17 protein-coding genes and 1 pseudogene are annotated in these 16,584 nt (G+C 68.1%); 8 read left to right on the forward strand and 10 right to left on the reverse strand.

The features are described 5' to 3' along the window. Together B2869_RS18320 and B2869_RS18325 are read left to right on the forward strand one after the other, a co-directional pair. A pseudogene (locus B2869_RS18320) lies at positions 1-290 on the forward strand (aryldialkylphosphatase); the annotation flags it as partial. 82 nt (positions 291-372) lie between these two features. Further along, complete coding sequence (locus B2869_RS18325) at positions 373-669, forward strand: putative quinol monooxygenase (protein ID WP_029267779.1); 297 nt, start codon at positions 373-375, stop codon at positions 667-669. A 15-nt stretch (positions 670-684) separates the two neighbouring features. On the opposite strand, the gene B2869_RS18330 is transcribed toward B2869_RS18325, so the two are convergent. From B2869_RS18330 to B2869_RS18350, 5 genes are all read right to left on the reverse strand, one after another. Continuing rightward, positions 685-1,266, reverse strand: a complete 582-nt coding sequence (locus B2869_RS18330; protein ID WP_167255382.1) for a VOC family protein — start codon at positions 1,264-1,266, stop codon at positions 685-687. Positions 1,267-1,410: 144 nt separating this feature from the next. After that, on the reverse strand, positions 1,411-2,412 hold the full coding sequence (locus tag B2869_RS18335; RefSeq protein WP_292769705.1) for an ABC transporter substrate-binding protein: 1,002 nt from the start codon (positions 2,410-2,412) through the stop codon (positions 1,411-1,413). Between the two features lie 155 nt (positions 2,413-2,567). Further along, positions 2,568-3,602 carry an ABC transporter permease gene (locus B2869_RS18340; protein ID WP_029258495.1) on the reverse strand — a complete coding sequence of 345 codons (1,035 nt, stop codon included), beginning with the start codon at positions 3,600-3,602 and terminating at the stop codon, positions 2,568-2,570. Continuing rightward, entirely contained in the window at positions 3,602-5,104 is a 1,503-nt protein-coding gene (locus B2869_RS18345) for a sugar ABC transporter ATP-binding protein (RefSeq protein ID WP_292769708.1), read from the reverse strand. Before B2869_RS18345 ends, B2869_RS18340 begins: the two co-directional genes overlap by 1 nt. A 189-nt stretch (positions 5,105-5,293) precedes the next feature. Beyond that, positions 5,294-6,163 (reverse strand): sugar phosphate isomerase/epimerase family protein, encoded by an 870-nt coding sequence (locus tag B2869_RS18350; RefSeq protein ID WP_292769711.1) that lies wholly within the window; start codon positions 6,161-6,163, stop codon positions 5,294-5,296. A 194-nt stretch (positions 6,164-6,357) separates the two neighbouring features. Here B2869_RS18350 and B2869_RS18355 point away from each other — a divergent pair, with 194 nt between their 5' ends. Continuing rightward, complete coding sequence (locus tag B2869_RS18355; RefSeq protein ID WP_292769714.1) at positions 6,358-7,359, forward strand: LacI family DNA-binding transcriptional regulator; 1,002 nt, start codon at positions 6,358-6,360, stop codon at positions 7,357-7,359. Positions 7,360-7,488: 129 nt separating this feature from the next. Here the strand turns inward: B2869_RS18355 and B2869_RS18360 are convergent, their stop codons facing one another. From B2869_RS18360 to B2869_RS18370, 3 genes are read right to left on the reverse strand one after another with little or no spacing between them, the layout of a single operon-like run. Next, a complete protein-coding gene (locus tag B2869_RS18360) occupies positions 7,489-7,908 on the reverse strand; it encodes an RbsD/FucU family protein (RefSeq protein ID WP_021198322.1) in 420 nt (139 codons plus the stop codon). Between the two features lie 47 nt (positions 7,909-7,955). After that, positions 7,956-8,942 (reverse strand): aldo/keto reductase, encoded by a 987-nt coding sequence (locus B2869_RS18365; protein WP_292769719.1) that lies wholly within the window; start codon positions 8,940-8,942, stop codon positions 7,956-7,958. Then, the gene (locus B2869_RS18370; RefSeq protein ID WP_292769722.1) at positions 8,929-10,224 is read right to left on the reverse strand and encodes an L-fuconate dehydratase; all 1,296 of its coding nucleotides are present in this window, start codon (positions 10,222-10,224) and stop codon (positions 8,929-8,931) included. The genes B2869_RS18365 and B2869_RS18370 overlap by 14 nt, the downstream gene beginning before the upstream one ends. Before the next feature lie 124 nt (positions 10,225-10,348). Between B2869_RS18370 and B2869_RS18375 the strand changes: the two genes are divergently transcribed. The 3 genes from B2869_RS18375 (at position 10,349) to B2869_RS18385 (ending at position 13,131) form a co-directional block, all read left to right on the forward strand. Then, the gene (locus B2869_RS18375; protein ID WP_292769725.1) at positions 10,349-11,209 is read left to right on the forward strand and encodes a fumarylacetoacetate hydrolase family protein; all 861 of its coding nucleotides are present in this window, start codon (positions 10,349-10,351) and stop codon (positions 11,207-11,209) included. After that, complete coding sequence (locus tag B2869_RS18380) at positions 11,191-11,955, forward strand: SDR family NAD(P)-dependent oxidoreductase (RefSeq protein WP_292769728.1); 765 nt, start codon at positions 11,191-11,193, stop codon at positions 11,953-11,955. The genes B2869_RS18375 and B2869_RS18380 overlap by 19 nt, the downstream gene beginning before the upstream one ends. A gap of 312 nt (positions 11,956-12,267) precedes the next feature. Beyond that, on the forward strand, positions 12,268-13,131 hold the full coding sequence (locus B2869_RS18385; protein WP_292769731.1) for a hypothetical protein: 864 nt from the start codon (positions 12,268-12,270) through the stop codon (positions 13,129-13,131). A 139-nt stretch (positions 13,132-13,270) separates the two neighbouring features. Here B2869_RS18385 and B2869_RS18390 read toward each other — a convergent pair whose 3' ends face one another. Then, entirely contained in the window at positions 13,271-14,245 is a 975-nt protein-coding gene (locus B2869_RS18390; RefSeq protein ID WP_292769734.1) for an amidohydrolase family protein, read from the reverse strand. A gap of 46 nt (positions 14,246-14,291) precedes the next feature. Here B2869_RS18390 and B2869_RS18395 point away from each other — a divergent pair, with 46 nt between their 5' ends. After that, positions 14,292-14,969, forward strand: a complete 678-nt coding sequence (locus tag B2869_RS18395) for a FadR/GntR family transcriptional regulator (RefSeq protein WP_021198316.1) — start codon at positions 14,292-14,294, stop codon at positions 14,967-14,969. A 29-nt stretch (positions 14,970-14,998) separates the two neighbouring features. On the opposite strand, the gene B2869_RS18400 is transcribed toward B2869_RS18395, so the two are convergent. After that, positions 14,999-15,661, reverse strand: a complete 663-nt coding sequence (locus B2869_RS18400) for a transaldolase family protein (RefSeq protein ID WP_292769737.1) — start codon at positions 15,659-15,661, stop codon at positions 14,999-15,001. Between the two features lie 118 nt (positions 15,662-15,779). On the opposite strand from B2869_RS18400, the gene B2869_RS18405 reads away from it, so the two are divergent. Further along, on the forward strand, positions 15,780-16,584 hold an 805-nt coding region (locus B2869_RS18405), incomplete at its 3' end, for a ribokinase (RefSeq protein ID WP_292769740.1).

Below are 16,584 nucleotides of genomic sequence, written 5' to 3' on the forward strand. Positions count from 1 at the left end.
CCGAACGCGGTGCCCACCTCGGGTACGACGGCTTCGCGCGTCCGCGCACCCGCTCCGACGCCGAACTGCTCGCCCTGACCGTCGCGGTGGTCGAGCGTGGTGCCGGCGACCGGATCGTGCTCGGCGGCGACGTCGCCCGGCGCACGAGGTACATCGCGTACGGCGGCATGCCCGGACTCGCCTACCTCGGCGACCGCTACCTCCCGCGCCTCCGCGCGGCCGTAGGAGACGAGGCCGTGCATCGAATGCTCGTGTCCACCCCGGCGCGGTTGCTGACCCTCTCGCCCTGACCCTGCCGCCCTGATCCGCGCCCTGAGCACGAGCATGGCCATGAGCATCCGCTTCCACCCCCGACACCCCCGAGGAGACACCGTGTCCGAGCCGACCATCCTGCACGCCACGTTCACCGCCCAGCCCGGAGCCGGCGATCGCGTGGCCGCCCTGGTGCGTGACTTCGCCGAGGTCGTGCGCGCCGAGGAGGGCAACGTCGTCTTCGATGCGACCCGGCTCGTCGACGACCCCGACCGCTTCTTCGTCTACGAGGTCTACCGCGACGAGGCGGCCTTCCAGGCGCACATCGCCGCCCCCGCCGGAGTCCCCTTCAACGTGGCGTTGCAGGAGCTCATCGTCGAACCGACGTCGCAGCTCACCTTCCTCCGCCGCCTCTGACGGCCCCGACGCCGTTCAGCGATCGAGCCGGGGATCCCGCAGGGCTGCCATCGCCTCCACAAGGCTCTCGTGGATGTACTCGAGCTCTGGCGAGGTGAAACTCGACCAGTCGTCTTCGGCGGCATCGTGCCCTTCGGCCTCTCCACCGTCCGTAGATCCGTTCCACGTGGCAACGTCCGCTCCGTCGGCATCCCACGTCTGATCCTGCGGAACATGGGCGTAGACCCACCAGAGATTTTCCGAGGGGTCGGCGAAGCGCGAGAACGTATCTCCGAAGAAGTCGGTCGGCCGGGTCACGATACGGGCGCCGAGTTCGACGGCTCGTGCGAGCGTTCCCTCGACGTCGTCGACGTACACCTGGAGGAATCCGGGAGTGAAGGGCCAGTCGGGCTTGCGGTCGGCGACAGTGATGACGGAATCGCCGATGCGCAACTCTGAGTGCAGGATCAGTCCGTCGGTGTCGACGGTGCGGGCCTCGGGAACGTCGGTCGCCCCGAAGACCTCGATCACGAAGTCGATGATGCGGGCCGCGTCGTCGGTCATGAGGAAGGGGTTGATGGTGTTCGATCCTGCCGGGAGGGCGGGAGTGCTGCTCATGGTGTGTGTCCTTTCGTCGCGATCACTCTGACAGCCACCCCGGACAGATTCTGTCCTCGATCGTCGAACGCCGCCCCATGCCGGCCCCGAACACGAAGAAGCCCCCCACCCGAAGGCGAGGGGCTTCTTCGCGTCAGCGGGGTGTCACTCGTAGAGGACAGCCGCGATCTTCGGGTCTTCGATGTTGGTCTTGTCGTACCAGTACGAACCGGTGTCGTAGAACTTCTCGACCGAGTCGCCGTTGGCGGCGTCGTACGCGGCCTGCACGACCTGGGCACCGATGCCGATCGGGTCCTGCGTGATGGCACCGGCCATGGTGCCGTCCTTGATGGCGTTGATCTGTGCGGCGCCGGAGTCGAAGCCGACGATCGTGATCTTGCCCTTCTCGAGGCCGAGCTCGTTCACGGCGTTCACGACGCCGATGGCCGAGCCCTCGTTGGTGCCGTAGATGCCCTTGAGGTCGGGGTGTGCCGCGATCAGGGTCTTGGCGATGTCAGCCGACTTGAGGTGGTCGCCGTCGCCGTACTGGATGTCGACGATCTCGATGTCGGGGTAGTCCGCCTTGATCTTGTCGACGAAGCCGTCGCGACGCTCGACACCGGTCGAGTTGATCTGCGAGTGGCCGACGATCGCGACCTGTCCTTCGCCGCCGATCAGGTCGGCCATGTGCTCGGCAGCGAGCGCACCGGCGACCTTGCTGTCGGTGGCCGACAGGCTGAGCCCGACGTCACCGTTGCAGGGGGCGTCGAAGTAGACGACGGGGATGTCCTTCGCCTTGGCCTGCTCGAGCGGAGCGACGCACGCCTCGGGGTCGAGGGCGGCGTAGGCGATGGCGTCCGGGTTCTTGTCGATCGCAGCGGTCAGCATCTCGAGCTGGCCGGCGATCTCGGTCTCGGCTGCGGGGCCCTCGAACGTGATCTTCACGCCGAGCTCCTTCGCCTTGTCCTCTGCACCCTTCTTCACGGCCTGCCAGAACTGGTGCTGGAAGCCCTTCGAGACCATGGCGATGTACATCTCGCCGTCGTTGCTGCCGCCGCTGCTCGAGCCTTCCTCGATCACGTCGCCGCCACCGCCGGCACAGCCGGCGAACACCAGTGCGGATGCGGCCACGAGGGCCACGAGTGCGGTCTTCTTCCCGAATTTCATGAAAACTCCATTGTTTGGGTACGGCTCGGTTTGTTCTGTGTGGATGCCGGACGGGCCGGCGCTGTGGACATTCCAGGTGCCTGTGCGGATGTCTCCGCGGAGCCGGCCGGAGCCGGAGGACGACGACGGGCACGGGTTTCGCCGCCGCCCAGGTCTCAGGTGCGCTGTCGGTTGCGGAGCGAGTCGAGGAACACCGCGAGCAGCACGACCACGCCGACGACGATGTTCTGCCACTCGGGCTGGATCGACATGATGCGCAGGCCGTTCACGAGCACGCTCATGATGAGCGCGCCGATCACGGTGCCGAGGATCGATCCGCGTCCGCCCAGCAGCGAGGTGCCGCCGATGATGACCGCGGCGATTGCCTGCAGTTCGTATCCGGTGCCGATCTGCGGCTGGGCCGAGTCGAGGCGGGAGGCGATGACGATGCCCGCGACGCCGGTGAACGCCCCGGCGAACATGTAGATCAGGATCGTCCAGCGACGCGTGTTGACACCCGAGAGGCGCGTGGCCTCTTCGTTCGATCCGATCGCGAACGTGTAGCGGCCGAGCAGCGTCTTCGACAGCACCAGGTAGGCGATGATCGCGAGCACGGCGGTGACGAGCACGGCGTTCGGGATGCCGGGGATGATCACGCCGAGGGCGATCTTCTTGAAGTCGGGGGCCGAGGTGGAGAAGTAGATCGGTGCGACCCCCGAGATCACGAGGGCGAGGCCGCCGGCGATCATCATCATCGCGAGGGTGGCGATGAACGGAGGAAGCCGGAGGAACGTGATGTTCACGCCGTTGACGAGTCCCATCAGCACGCCGGTCAGGATGCCGCCGATGACGCCGACCCATACCGGGAGCCCCATGTTCGTCACGAACACACCTGTCATCACGGCGCAGAGCGCCATCCCGGTGCCGATCGACAGGTCGATGCCGCCGGTGATGATGACGAAGGTGGTGCCGAGGGCGAGGATGCCGATGACCGCCGTCGACAGCAGCACGGTGGCGATGTTGCTGAAGGTGAAGAAGTTGGGGCTGGCGATCGAGAAGAAGATGATCAGCACGATGAGCGTGCCGAACGCCAGCGACTGCTGGAACTGACGCTTCAGGAACGCCCCGACGTCCCTCTTGTCCGTGTTCTCGTTCACGGCGGTCTGGATGATCGTCGTCGTCGACGATCCGGGCTGCTGCGGAGCGCTCATCAGTCTTCCTCCCCGTGGGCTGCGAGTTGCATGATCTTCTCCTGGCTTGCTTCCTCGTTGCGGAGCGTCCCGGTGATGCGACCGTTGGCGAAGACCGCGATGCGGTTCGCCACACGGAGGATCTCCGGGAGCTCGGATGAGATGACGATGATGGATTTGCCTGCGTCAGCGAGCTGCTGCATGAGGCGGTAGATCTCCTCCTTCGCGCCGACGTCGATCCCTCTGGTCGGCTCGTCGAAGATGAGGATGTCGCAGTCGCGCATCAGCCACCGGGCGATGACGACCTTCTGCTGGTTCCCTCCGGAGAGGAGCTTGACGACCTGGTTGACCGATGGCGTCTTCACCCGCAGCTGCTGCACGTACTCCTTGGTACGGTTCTTCGCCTTGCTGTCGCCCATCCAGCCGATCGCATTGGCGTAGGAGCCGAGCGAGGCGAGCACGGTGTTGAACGTCACGTCCTGCTCGAGCATGAGTCCGAGGAGCTTGCGGTCCTCCGAGAGGTATCCGACACCGTGGTGCACGGCATCCGCCGGCTGGGCGATGCGCACCGCGCGACCGTCGATGGCGATCGTGCCGCTGTCGCGGTGGTCGGCACCGATGACCGCACGGGCGGTCTCGGTGCGACCGGCGCCCATGAGCCCGGCGAAGCCGAGGATCTCACCCTTGTGCAACTGGAACGAGACGTCTTTCAAGAGGCTCTTGGTCGACAGACCCTGCACTTCGAGGACCACGGGGTCGTTCGCGTGCTCGCGGGCCTGGGGGCGGGTCCCCTCGTCGATCACACGCCCGACCATCATCTCGATGATCGTCGGGATGGTGATCTCGGACTTGTCGAGTGATCCGATGTATGTGCCGTCACGCAGGACGGTCACGCGGTCGGCCAGACGGCGCAGCTCGTCCATGCGGTGCGAGATGTAGACGATCCCGGTGCCGCGCGCCTTGAGCTGCTCGATCAGCACGAAGAGCGTCTCGACCTCGGTGTCGGTGAGGGCCGAGGTGGGCTCGTCCATGATGAGGACCTTGGCGTTGAAGGACAGCGCCTTGGCGATCTCGACCATCTGCTGCTCGGCCACCGTGAGCTCGCCGACGAGCTGACGGGGGTTCAGGTGGATGTCGAGGCGCTGCAGCAGGTCGGCGGTCTGCGCGTTGAGCTTGCGCTCCGACAGGAACGGCCCCGTGGTGGGCTCTCGCCCCACGTAGATGTTCTGCGCCACGGTCAGATCGGGCATCAGGTTGAGCTCCTGATGGATGATCGTGATGCCGAGCTCCTGCGCCTGGAGGGGGCTCGTGAGCTCGACCTCCTGACCCTCGAACGTGATCGTGCCCTCGTCCTTGGTGTAGATCCCGGAGAGGATCTTCATCAGGGTCGACTTTCCCGCGCCGTTCTCGCCCACGAGCACGAGCACCTCGCCGGCGTGCACCTCGAGGTGCACGCCCTTCAGCGCCTGCACGCCGGGGAATCCTTTGCTGATCCCCTCGACCCGGAGGATGGGTCCACTCATGCGCTCACCTGCTTCCTTGAAGGTTCTGCTTCGACGTCGACGGATCATTCCGTCGCAAACATCGGATCAATTCTGCGTCCTACGCTACGGGCAGCGCAAGTTGTATCTAAATGTATCTAATGACGGACGGATGGGGAAGACCTGTAATGACATCTTGATCTTCCGATGCCCCCCCGGCGGGATTCCGACTCAGTGGAGGCGGATCGACTCGACCGCGACGAGCTTGTCGCGGATGTACGCGTTCGCGTGGGCGCCGAGTTCGACGTTGTCGTTCCAGAGGTTGCGCCAGATGCCGAGCATGCGGCTGAGGTCGGGGGCGACGACCGCCGACGAGAACGACTCGAAGACGATCGGACCGTCGTAGCCGATGCGGCCGAGCGCCTTGAAGAACGTGTCGAAGTCGACCGTCCCGGTCCCGAGATAGCCACGGTGGCTCTCGCCGATGTGCACGTAGCGCAGGGCGGGGGCGGCATCGAGGACCGGCGCGAACATATCCGACTCCTCGATGTTCATGTGGTACGTGTCGATGTGGATCCCGAGGTTCGGCCGATCGACCTCGGCGACATACTCCAGAGCCTGCCTCGCCGTGTTCAGCACGTTGGTCTCGTAGCGGTTCACGACCTCGAGCGCGACGGAGACCCCACGTTCGGCGGCATGGTCGGCGACCCGCGCGATCGCGGCCTTGCTGCTCGCGAGCCCTTCGGCCGTCACCGGCTCCATGTACTTCTTCATGGCGCTGTAGATCACCCCGCAGAAGTGCTGACCGCCCAGATCCGCGAGCACGTCGACGGCTTTCAGGAGCAGGGCTTCGCCGGCCGCGACGATCGCGGGGTCGGAGCTGGTGACGTCGGTCGCCTCGGAGAGTCCGAGCGAGGCGCTGACGGCGAGGTCGTACTCCTCCAACGCATCCTTCGCGACGGAGACGTCGAACGAGAACGGGTCCATCAGCGGGAACTCGATGAGGTCGAAACCCGCCTCCTTGGTCTTGCGCACCGCCAGACGGATGCCCTCGGCATCGAAGTTCCCCGTCCAGACGAGCCCGTGGCAGCCGATGTTCATGAGACCTCTCCCAGCGGGTGTGCGGCACCGTCGCCGTCCGCGGTTGGCACGTGCCAACCGCGGTGTGCGAGTCACGCTACGTCGGGCGGACGAGGCCTGTCAAGAACTTTCTTGGCACGTTGCAACTCCTCCGATATCCTGAGGCCGCCGACGTGGTCAGGAGCCCCGACCGCGCGGCCGGACGAAGGAGCCCCATGCCCGCGAGCGTCAAGGACGTCGCCGCCCTCGCCGGAGTCTCCTCCTCCACCGTCTCCAACTACCTCAACCATCCGCACGTGCTCGGAGCCGCGACGCGGGAGCGGGTGCGCGCGGCGGTCGAACAACTCGGCTTCGTGCCGAACGAATCCGCCCGGCAGCTGCGTGCAGGATCGAGCAAGGCTCTCGCGCTCATCCTTCTCGACGCCTGGCTGCCCTACTTCCACGACCTCTCGCGTGGGGTCGAAGACGTGGCGCGAGAGGGCGGCTGGTCGCTGTTCTTCAGCAACAGCAATCGCGACGACGCGCAGGAGCGGCGCAACCTCGACATGTTCGAGGCGCACCGGGTGCAGGGCATCGTCATCTATCCGCTCGGCGACGTGGTGCCGCGCCTGGAGGGGCTCGCCGATCGCGGCATCCGTTCGGTCGTCGTGGGTCCGATCCCCGACTCGTCGAAGGTCGCCTCCGTGCTGTTCGACGACCGCGCCGGGGGGCGGCTCGCCGGCGAGCATCTCGTCGGACTCGGGCGAGAGCACATCCTGTTCCTCGGCAATCCGGCCGTGAGTCAGTCGAACGACCGCCTGGCCGGGCTGCGCGAAGCGGTGGCCGGCACCGACGTGACGGTATCCACGATCGAGGTACCGCACCTGGCGACAGAGGACGGCCTGCAGTCCGGCGCGCAGATCATCGCGATGCCCGCCTCCGAACGACCCGACGCCGTGTTCGCGGCGAACGACATGGTGGCGCTCGGCGTGCTCACCACGCTGCTGCGCCATGGAATCCGCGTGCCCGAGGAGATCGCGCTGGTCGGCTTCGACGACGTGGCGCAGGCCCATCAGGGCGTCGTACCGCTCACGAGCGTGCGGCAGCCCGGCTACGAGATCGGCCGCGCCGCCGGGGCCGCCCTGCTGCGGCAGCTCGCTGATCCCTCGGCTCCCCCGCCTGCGACGACGCCGTTCCCTGCCGAGCTCATCGTGCGGGAATCGACCGTCGGTCGCTGAACTCGGCGTTCACAACTCCCGGTGTTCACAACTCCCGGGTGTTCACAACTCGGGAGAAGAGAGCAGCTCAGAGTCGAAACGGCCGATCCGGCCGCCTCCGCCGACGCCGTTCCCGGGTTGTGAACGGCGTCACGCCGACGCGTGCCCGACGACCCCCTTGCGCAGCAGCGCGTTGCCGTACTTGCGGGTCTCGCCCGTGCGCACGAGCAGGTACGCGGCCTTCGCGACCTCGTAGTAGGCGAACCGCTCGACGAAAGCCGTCGTATCCACGGCCGTCCCCGCCGCGGCCATCAGCTCGTTCTGCACGTCGAGCACCTCGCCGTCAGCCGAGGTCATCAGGTCGATACCGGGCGCATCATCCAGAGGGAGCACCGTGCGGATGGCCGCCACGACCTCGGGCGTCGTCGTGCCGGGGAGGTCGATCACCCGTGCGCCCAGACCCCATGCCGGGAAATGCGCGTCGGCGACGACCACGGCATCGGAGTGTCCCATGCGATCGAGGTGCAGCAGCAGCTCTCCGGTGAGCAGGGGATGGATTCCTTCGAGCACGAGTGCTCCTCTCGGTGAGACGTCGGGTGATTCCGGGGACGGGTCGATCAGGCGGAGATGAGCCCTTCCGCCGCCAGGTTCTCCCACAGGGCCGTCGGGATCTCGATCGCTGCGTACTCCGCATTCTGCCGCAGCTGCGCCGGGCGGCTGCCGCCCACCACGACCGATCGCACGACGTCGGACTGCAGCGGGAACTGAATCGCCGCCGCGGGCAGCGGCACGTCGTGGTCGGCGCACACGGCGGCGATGCGCACGAGCCGGTCCCACAGCTCGTCCGGCAGCTGCCCGTACTCGTAGCGTCCGTCGCGACGCGGCTCGCTCGACGCGAGCAGACCCGAGTTGAAGACGGATGCCGCCACGATCCCGGTCCCGGTCTCGCGGCATGCGGGCAGCACATCGACCGCAGCCGGCTGTTCGAGGAGCGTGTAGCGACCGGCCACCATGACGAGGTCGAGGTCGGCCGAGCGCACGGCCGCCGCGAGCGCATCCGACACCATCGAGCCGATGCCGATCGCGGTCACCTCGCCATCGGCGCGCAACCCCTCCATCGCGGGCAGAGCCTCGGCGAGCGCGAGGTCGAGGTCGTGCCGCTCAGGGTCATGCAGGTAGAGAAGGTCGATGCGCTCGATGCCGAGGCGCTCGCGCGACTCGTCGACGCTCGTGCGGATACCCGCTTCCGAGAAATCCCACACCCGCTGCAGGTCATCGGGAACGTGGAAGTCGTTCGCGGTGTCGAGACCGCCGCCGACGTGGTCGGGGTTCGGCCGCAGCAGGCGCCCGGCCTTGGTCGAGAGCACGTACTCGTCACGCGGCTTGGTCTGCAGGAAGGCCCCGAGCCGACGCTCGGAGAGTCCGAGCCCGTAATGCGGCGCCGTGTCGTAGAAGCGGATGCCGCTCTCCCACGCGGCATCCAGCACGGCCCAGGCCTCGTCATCGGTCAGCGGCCGAAACAGGTTGCCCACGTTCGCGGCACCGTAGCCGAGCGTCGGGACGGTCAGGCGGTCAGGCACTCCCGCGCGATCAGGCACCGACATGTGCACCCTTCCAGGTGTAGGTCGCGATACTGTCGGCCTTCATCTCCATGCCCGTTCCCGGCGCGGTGGGTGCCATGTACGAACCGCCCTGGATGTCGGTGGGCACGACGAAGTGCTCGTGCAGGTGGTCGACGAACTCGATCATGCGGCCCTCGCGCGTGCCGGTGACGGCGACGAAGTCGAACATGGACAGGTGCTGCACAGCCTCGCACAGGCCCACACCGCCGGCGTGCGGGCAGACCGGCACGTCGAACTTCGCGGCGAGCAGCAGGTTGGCGATGTTCTCGTTCACGCCGGCGACGCGCACGGCGTCGATCTGCATGACGGAGATCGCCTCGGCCTGCAGCAGCTGCTTGAAGATGACGCGGTTCTGGGCGTGCTCGCCCGTCGCGACGCGGATCGGTGCGACGCCGCGAGCGATCTCGGCGTGACCGAGCACGTCGTCGGGGCTGGTGGGCTCCTCGATCCAGGCAGGGTGGAACTCGGCGAGCGCGTTGACCCACTCGATAGCCTCCGACACCTCCCAGCGCTGGTTCGCGTCGATCGCGATCGGGAAGTCGGGCCCGCACACCTCACGTGCCTTGCGGAAGCGGCGGATGTCGTCGTCGAGGTCGGCGCCGACCTTGAGCTTGATCTGGGTGAAGCCGTCGGCCATCGCTTCGCGAGCGAGGCGCTCGAGCTTCTCGTCGGAGTAGCCGAGCCATCCGGGGCTCGTGGTGTAGCCGGGATATCCGGAGGCGAGCAGTCGCTGTTCCCTCTCGGCCCGACCGGGCTCGGCGGCGCGCAGGATCTCGAGGGCGTCGTCGCGGGTGAGGGCGTTGGTGAGGTACCGGAAGTCGACGAGGTCGACGAGCTCCTCCGGCGTCATACGGGCGAGCAGCTGCCAGAGCGGAAGGCCGGCGCGCTTGGCCTTGATGTCCCACAGCGCGTTGATGACCGCACCGATGGCCATGTGCATGACGCCCTTCTCCGGCCCGAGCCAGCGCAGTTGCGAGTCGCCGATGATGTCGCGGAACGTGCCGCCCATGTCGTCGAGGAGGGGCTCGATCTCGCGACCCACCAGGTGACCTGCCAGCGCGTCGATGGCCGCGACCTGCACGTCGTTGCCGCGGCCGATCGTGAAGACGAACGCGTGGCCCTCGATGTCGTCGTCGGCGTCGGTGCGCACGATGACGTACGCGGCCGAGTAGTCGGGGTCGGGGTTCATCGCGTCCGACCCGTCCAGGCTCAGGGACGTGGGGAAGCGGATGTCGGTGGTGTCGAGGGCGACGATACGGCTCACGGGATTCCTCTCGATGCGCGGCTGATTTCTTCCGCGCGGATCTCTTGGAGTGTAAACATCGGATGTCTATACTGTCAACGAGACCGGTCGCCTCATCGCGGCCTCCCGACCGATCAGGAGAAACATGAAGTTCGCGCGGCTCGGCACCCCCGGGAATGAGATCCCCGTCCTCGTGGAGGGCGACCGATACCTCGACCTCCGCCCCGTAACATCCGATGTGAACGGCGATTTCCTCGAGGGTGACTTCGTCACCCGCGTCGTTGCCGCCCGCGATGCCGGAGACCTCCCCGAACTCGCGGACGCCGCATCGCTGCGCGTCGGCGCCCCGATCGCCCGCCCGAGCGCCGTGATCTGCATCGGCATGAACTACGCGGCTCACGCCGCCGAGTCGGGGTCGGAGCCGCCCACCATCCCGATCCTCTTCCTCAAGACGCCGAACACGGTCGTGGGCCCGAACGATGCGGTCACGATCCCCCGCGGCAGCGAGAAGACCGACTGGGAGGTCGAGCTCGGCATCGTGATCGGCACCCGCACCGCCTACCTCGACTCCCCCGACGAGTCGATGGCGCACGTGGCCGGCTTCGTCGCCGCGAATGACGTCTCCGAGCGCGACTTCCAGATGGCCGTCTCGGGCGGGCAGTGGTCGAAAGGCAAGATCGCGGCCGGCTTCAACCCCACCGGGCCCTGGCTCGTCACTCCCGACGAGGTGGATCACCACGCGCTCGGTCTTCGCAGCTTCGTGAACGGCGAGCCGCGGCAGAACTCGAACACGAGCGACATGATCTTCACCGTCGAGCACATCGTGCACCACCTCTCGCAGTACGTGACGCTGGAGCCCGGTGACCTCATCCTCACCGGCACGCCGCAGGGCGTCGCCCTGTCGGGCAAGTACCCCTATCTCGCCGCGGGCGACGTGGTCGAGATCGAGATCGACGGCCTCGGCCGTCAACGGCAGGAGTTCGTGGCATGGGAGGCCCGGAAGTGAGCGCATTGAACGGACTGGTGGCGATCGTCACCGGTGGAGCATCAGGGATCGGCGCGGCGATCGCCCAGCGTCTGCACGCCGACGGAGCGAGCATCGCGGTCCTCGACCGGGACACCACGGCGGCCGACCCCGCCTTCGCCGCCTTCACAGCCGATGTCTCCGACCGCAAGAGTGTCGACGCGGCGGTGAGCGCCGTGGCCGAGCGGTTCGGGCGCCTCGACATCGTCGTCAACAACGCCGGCATCGGCGCCCAGGGCGACATCACCGCGAACGACGACGACGAGTGGGCGCGCGTGCTCTCGGTCAACGTCACGGGCATCGCCCGCGTCACCTCGGCAGCCCTCCCCTGGCTGCGGAAGTCTCCGTCCGCCGCGGTCTGCAACACGGCATCCATCGCCTCGACGACAGGGTTGCCGCAACGGGCGCTCTACAGCGCGTCGAAGGGAGCCGTCGCAGCCCTCACGCGCGCGATGGCCGCCGACCACCTGCGCGAGGGCATCCGTGTGAACGCGGTCAACCCCGGCACGGCCGACACCCCGTGGGTGGGCCGACTGCTCGATTCGGCAGCCGACCCCGCCGCCGAGCGCGCCGCCCTCGAAGCACGCCAGCCGCACGGACGCCTGGTCAGCCCCGACGAGGTCGCCGCTGCGGTCGCCTACCTCGTGAGCCCCGCAGCGGGATCGACCACCGGCACCTTCATCGAGGTCGACGGCGGTATGGCCCAGCTGCGCCTGCGCGCGGAGTAGCATCCGCCTGCGTTCCGGTCGCAGTTGACGCCGCCTCCATCGCGCGAGGGCGGCAACAATTGCGACCGGAAGCGCAGAGACCGACGCCGGACGACGGCAACTGCGACCGGAGCGCGTGACACGAGCCACCTGTGGAAAGCCGCAGCAGCGACCGCGCAACCCTGCGATCGTGGCGCGATGACTCCGTCTCGCCCACTTCCCGCGCATCTCGGTGCATCGTTCTCAGTGCAACAGGCACTGGATGCTGGATTCAATGCGGGCCGCCTGCGGAGGGGCGATCTCGAAACTCCGTTCCGTGGCGTTCGGCGGCAGGTGCGAACTTCTACAGTTCGCGACGATCTCGACTCCTTCGAGCGGCAACAGGTCGAGAGACGCATCCGCGCGCATGAGTACGGCCCTCGGCTGCGCTCGGGTCAGTTCCTCAGCCACGAGAGCGCCGTCGCGATCTGGGGTGGTCCCATGCCTCTGGTCCTCGCTGACAGACGGCCCGCCGACGGGCGCACACTCCCGGTACACGTCACCACCCTCGGTTCTGGAGCCCTTGTCCGCGCGGCTGGAGTACGAGCGCATCGACTTCGCGCGCCCGCTGCCCGCCTTCTCCACCCATCCGGGCTGACGGTCGCCAGCCCGGAGCTGACGTTCGCCGGTCTCGGAACGTGGGATCTGCTCGACCTCGTCGCCCTCGGCGACTACTTCTGTCGCGTCTGGCGGGTCGGATACGGCCGACCGGATCCCGGCAAGACCTCCTACTCGACAGTGGAACGTCTACGCAGCGCGGTCGAACTCGGACGCCGCGTCGGCGCGACCCGTCTTCGACAGGCGATCGAACTCATCCGCGAGGACTCCTGGTCTGCCCGCGAGTCCGCGCTGCGGTGTCGCATCGTGTGGGCAGGTCTACCTGAACCGGAGCTCAATGTCGATGTCTATGGTGACGACGGCCAGTTCCTCGCCTGCGTAGACCTCGCGTATCCGGCCCGGAAGGTCGCGATCGAATATCAGGGGATCCGGCACGCCCAGCGCTACGCCGCAGACGTCGAGCGGATCGAGGCACTTCGGGTCGCAGGCTGGACAGTGATCGAGGTCACCAGCGTGCTCTTCGCGCACCCGGAGGACTTGATCCTGCGAATCCGACGTGCTCTCGGCAGGTCGCCCGGCATCAGTTCCGGTCGCAGTTGACGCCGTCTCGGAGCCGACCCCACGGCAGCAATCGCGACCGGAACCGCAGAGACCGACGCCGGACGGCAGCAACCGCGACCGGAACCACCGAGACCGACCCCACGGCAGCAACCGAGACCGGAGCCGCCGGAAAGCCGGGCTAGCCGCGGTGACCGCGGAGCCAGCCCCGGAGGCCGGAGCGCGGAGCAGCATCAGACGGGATCTGCCGCGGCTGAGCGGTGCGATAGAACTGCTCGGCGTTCTCCCACAGGAGGGCGTCGAGGTCGTGGCCCCGCGACTCCGCCCACGCCACGACGGTGTCGGCCCAGCGCGACCGCGCGGTGGGCTGGTACGTCGCGGAGCCGTCCTCCGGCGCGTGGGGGTCGCCGGTCTCGGCGGGGCCGATGGCCGAGACCGGCCAGTCACTCCCCCACATCAGGCGCTCGATCCCGAAGGCGTCCGCCGCCACGTCGAGGAACGGCTCCAGCTGCTCGGCGTTCCAGTCTCCGCCCGCCTCTCCCGGCAGGCCGGAGAGCTTGCAGAAGGTGTGCGGATGACGGGCGAGTTCGGCGAGGTCGCGAGCCCACTCCGCCGACGGCGGGAGCGGCGAGGCCGCCGTGCCGACGGCAGGCTTGCCGAGATGGTCGAGCACGATCCGCAGCTCCGGGATCGCACCGGCGAAACGGGCGATCTCCGGGAGCTGATCGGCGCGCACGCACGCGTCGAAGGTCAGATCGCGCGCGGCGACCTCACGCGCGCCGGTCACGAACGCGGCCGAGACGGCCAGTCCGTCCGGCTCGCCCTGCAGGTTGTGCCGCACTCCGACGACGAGGGGCTCGGCCATGAGCCCCTCCAGGTGCGCGACCGTGTCGGTTCCCCGGTCGAGACGGATGCCGGCGACGATCCCGACGATGCCGAGCGCAGGCGCCAGCCCCGCGACCCACTGCACCTCGTCGAGGAAGTCGTCTTCGATGGTCTCCGCCTGCACGAACACCGACTTCTCCGGGTGCGCGGCGGACAGGCGGGCGAGCCCCAGCTCCCGGTCGGCGAACCGGTACGCCAGCGGCCCCTCGAGCCAGGTGTAGGTCAGCACCTCCGGATACCAGAGGTGCAGGTGTGAATCGAGAACGCGCATGGCTCCATCCTGCCGGAGACATCCGATCAATCGCTAGGATGACGCCATGGCAGTCACCGACGAGGCGATCGAGAAGATCAAGGCGATGATCGTGGCGGGCGAGCTCGCCCCCGGCGATCGCCTTCCCCCCGAGAAGGAGCTTTCCGAGCGGCTCGGCCTCTCCCGCAGCTCGATGCGCGAGGCGGTCAAGGCGCTGGAGGTCATCCGGGTCCTCGACGTGCGACGCGGCGACGGCACCTACGTGACGAGCCTCGAACCGCATCTGCTGCTGGAGGCGATCGCGTTCGTCGTCGACATGCACGACGACGACTCGATGCTCGAGATCTTCGCGGTGCGCCGCATGCTGGAGTCGCAGGCGACAGGGCTGGCGGCCACCCTCGGCACGGAGGAGCAGATCGCCGAGCTGCAGGACGAGGTCGATTCGGTCGACGCGGCGGTGACCATCGAGTCTCTGGTCGACCACGACATCCGGTTCCATCGCGAGATCGTCGCGATGTCCGGCAACGCGTACCTCGCGAGTCTGATCGAGCATCTGAGCAGTCAGACCGTGCGCGCCCGCGTGTGGCGCGGCCTCACCGAGGGCGGCGCGGTCGAGCGCACCCTGTCCGAGCATCGGGCCATCGCCGACGCGATCGCCCAGCACGACTCCGCCCTCGCGACCTCGCTCGCCACCGCGCATATCGCGGGCGTGGAGCGCTGGCTGCGCCAGGCCGCGGCGAGCTGACCCCGCCTGCGGACTTCAACAGACCGCGCTCACGCGCCCAGGCGCACCATCGCGGCGTCGAACTCGGCGGCCGAGCTGTCGCTCACCTCATGGAAGAGCACCCGGTCGAGCACGTCCGGCGCAGCGGTGAAGTACGGCACTCCTGCAAGGCGCAGACCGGTGATGTCGTCCGGCGAGCGCAGCGACGCGGCGAGCACGTTCGAGTCGCTCCCCGCACACACCTCCTGCATGCGGGCGATCGTCGCCTCGCCGTCGAGGCCCGCGTCGCGCATCCGTCCGAGGTATGGAGCGATGTACTGCGCACCGATCGAGGCGCACGCGAGGGCCTGCGCGACCGAGTACACGGCGGTGACCAGCACGGTGGCGCCGTCGCGCACGAGAGCGGATGCGGCGGCGAAGCCCGCCGCAGTGGCCGGGACCTTCACGGCCACGCGGTCGCCCAGTGCGCGGATACCCTCGGCATTGCGGAGGAAGGACGCGGCGTCGCCGCCCCAGGTCTGGAAGAAGATCTCGCGCGCCCCCTCCGACTCCCACCGGGCGTAGAGTTCGGGGATCTCGGCGGCGGTGCGGCCTCCCCGTTCGAGGATGGTCGGGTTGGTGGTGACACCGTGCACCACGCCGGCGGCGAGCAGTCGGGAGACACGGTCGATGTCGGCGCTGTCGACGTACAGCCGTGGCGCGATCGGGTTCATCGGGGTCTCCTCGCGGACAACCTGTCGTTACAGGTGCGGTTTCGGCTAATGTAATGACAGCCACCGCGGTCTGTCAAAGCGTCGGCTACGCCTGCCGTCGAGGAAGATCAGGAGCGAGATGACCCCCGCACACCCCGAGGACCGTACCGGCGTCGTCATCGTCGGCAGCGTCACAGCCGATGTGACCACCTTCTCCGGGCGTCTGCCCGCCAGGGGCGAGACGATTCTCGGGGACGAGTTCACGCTCATGCTGGGCGGCAAGGGCGCGAACCAGGCTGTCGCCGCCGGGCGCTCCGGTGCGCGCACGAGCTTCGTCGGCTGCGTCGGAGACGACCTGTTCCACGACCTGGTCGTCGACGGGCTGACCGCGGCCGGCGTCGACCTCGCGCACCTGCGCACGGTCCCCGGCCCGACAGGCGTGGCGCACATCCGCGTCGACTCGTCGGCGCAGAACGACATCGTCATGGTTCCGCTCGCCAATGCCGCCCTCAGCGCCGCGCAGATCGACGAGGCGCTCGCAGCCCTCGCCCCCACGACCTCGGTGCTGCTCACCCAGCTCGAGACGCCCTCCGCGCTCACCGCCCACATCACCGCACGCGGTCGCGAGCACGGCATGACCGTGATCCTCGATCCCGCCCCGGCCGCCGAGCTCGACGCCGAGATCTGGCGGAGCATCGACATCGTCACCCCCAACGAGACCGAGGCGACGCTGATCAGCGGTATCGAGGTGACGGATGCCGCGTCGGCCGAGCAGGCCGGACGCTGGTTCCTCGCCCGGGGGGTCGGCGCCGCCGTCATCACCCTCGCGGGCCAGGGCTCGTGCGTCGTGACGGCCGAGGGCGCATCCGTGGTCCCGCCGTTCCCCGTGGATGCGGTCGACACGACCGCCGCGGGCGACGCCTACGCCGGCTATCTCGGCGCGG

The organism is Microbacterium sp. UBA3486 (genome assembly GCF_002377845.1).
GTDB lineage: Bacteria > Actinomycetota > Actinomycetes > Actinomycetales > Microbacteriaceae > Microbacterium > Microbacterium maritypicum_A.